At 57.5% G+C, this 2,043-nt stretch carries 3 protein-coding genes and 1 pseudogene; all 4 read left to right on the forward strand.

Going from position 1 to position 2,043, the window contains the following annotated elements:
- The coding region (locus DMZ65_RS19300) for an ATP-binding protein (RefSeq protein WP_198662748.1) at positions 1-199 on the forward strand (199 nt) is incomplete at its 5' end.
- Positions 200-430: 231 nt separating this feature from the next.
- The gene (locus tag DMZ65_RS19305) at positions 431-757 is read left to right on the forward strand and encodes a type II toxin-antitoxin system PrlF family antitoxin (protein WP_116600311.1); all 327 of its coding nucleotides are present in this window, start codon (positions 431-433) and stop codon (positions 755-757) included.
- Entirely contained in the window at positions 754-1,272 is a 519-nt protein-coding gene (locus DMZ65_RS19310; RefSeq protein WP_116600312.1) for a type II toxin-antitoxin system YhaV family toxin, read from the forward strand. The genes DMZ65_RS19305 and DMZ65_RS19310 overlap by 4 nt, the downstream gene beginning before the upstream one ends.
- Positions 1,273-1,708: 436 nt before the next feature.
- Positions 1,709-2,043: pseudogene (locus DMZ65_RS19315) on the forward strand (IS21 family transposase); the annotation flags it as partial.

A 2,043-nucleotide genomic window follows, 5' to 3' on the forward strand; every position in this document is an offset into this window, starting at 1 on the left:
CCACCTGATCAGCAAGCTCTACGAGAAAACCAGCGTCATCATCACCACCAACCTGGAGTTCGGAGAGTGGGTCTCGGTCTTCGGCGATGCCAAAATGACAACCGCGCTTCTGGATCGCGTAACCCATCATTGTGCCATCATCGAAACCGGCAACACGTCTTACCGGTTCACACAAAGCAAGCGGCGCAGAAAAACATAAACGTCGCGCAAGCAAAGCCCCCAGACGGACTCGCTATATGAGGGCGGCCCGCCTGGGGGCTTTGCCTTCCGATAGGCGGGTCAAAATCAAATGCTGAAACCGGGTCAGTTTTGAACGCTCATTGACAGACCTGCCCGGCGACAACAGATCCTGCGGCTTATCTTGACAGGACAATGCAAGTGCATTACCTGTCGCAGGCAGCAAAGACCCCCATTCTTTCAGGAGACTGCCATGACAGCGCTCGCACAAGATGTCTCGAAACTCACGGATCGGTATCAGACGACCGTGCCGGCGGGTGTGCGTAAACAGCTCAAGCTGGGCAAGGGCGACCAGATTCGCTACTGCACCGAACCGAGTGGCAGGGTCTATATCGAGCCCGTGCGCAGCGACGAGGATGATCCTGCGCTCGGCGCCTTTCTCGATTTTGTCGAGGCCGATATCAAGGCGCATCCGGACCGCATTCGGGCCTTCGATGGGGCTTTGCATGATCGTCTTGCAGCACTGGTCGGAGACGTTGACGTCGATCTCGATGCGCCGCTATCGCTTGAGAATGAATGAGCGGCGATAGCGTGCCTGCCCAAGCGCCCCTTGTCGTAAACGGATGGTCGATTTATGCGCATCCGCTCTTTCTGGACCAGCTCGAAGGGCTGATCGAGGAGGTCGAGGCGCGCAAGCTACGCGATCCCACGACCTGGCGAAAGAAGAACTGCGCGAAGCGGCTGGCCGCCATCTTCAAGCTGGTGACCGAGGCAATACCGGCAGATCCGAGTGCCGCAGCCTTCCGGCAAGGCGGTACGCTCGGCGATCACCGCAAGCACTGGTTCCGGGCGAAATTCTTCCAACAGTATCGGTTGTTCTACCGGTTCAACAGCGATGCCAAGGTCATCGTGGTGGCGTGGGTGAACGACGACAAGACACTGCGCGCTTATGGCAGCAAGACGGATGCCTATGCGACGTTCAAAGGGATGCTGGAAGATGGAAATCCACCTGACAATTTCGACGCGCTCTTGAAAGAAGCTGCGGCGGCGGACAAGCGGTTCGAGACGTCTCTTGAAGCGGCGTCCGATCGGTAAGTGGCCCGGCTTGCTGTGAATCTTTCGGCATTGCCGTTTACGGCACCACTCTGGGTGATGTAGCATCGACCCATAGTATAGTCGGAGAAAGCGCATTGGATCCAACGGGTAAGGAAGAGCCGCACTTCGGCACCGATGAGCAAGGCGCATCTCGGATGAAATGGAAGCATTCGCAATTTGCTGTGCGCGTTGCAGACATGCCCGATGACTGTGAATCGGCATGCGAAATTGACCCACTTGGGTGGGTTATGAGCGAGTAAAATTGACCCACCTGTTTCGTTAACATCCGCGCTTCAAGTGCGGAGGAAAGAGCAGGTGTTATTGATGGAAAGTGTATCGAAGGTCCGACGATGGGTATTGGTTGAGGGCCGCAGCATCCGGTCTATTGCGCGGGCGACGGGATTATCGCGGAACACGATCAGGAAGTATCTGAAGGATGAGAGTCCGCCGAGCCTATCAGCGCCAGGTGCCGCCGGTTCGGCACAAACTGTGCAATGGGTTTGACCGTCGGCTTCAGGAGCTTTTCGATCAGGACCAGAAGCGACCCCGCCGGGAGCGGCGAACGGCGCAGAAGCTCTATGAGCAGCTCGTGGCGGAAGGCTACACCGGTTCCTATTCGCCGGTTCAGCGATTTGTCCGCGATCTGAAGCGGGCCGGTGCCGGTTCGGGCGAGGCTTTTATCCCGCTGCATTTTGCGGCAGGTGACGCGCTGCAATTTGACTGGAGCGAAGAACGGGTTGTCCTGGGCGGTGTCGAGCAGAAGGTGAAGGT

Source organism: Primorskyibacter marinus (assembly GCF_003313245.1).
Classification (GTDB): domain Bacteria; phylum Pseudomonadota; class Alphaproteobacteria; order Rhodobacterales; family Rhodobacteraceae; genus Primorskyibacter; species Primorskyibacter marinus.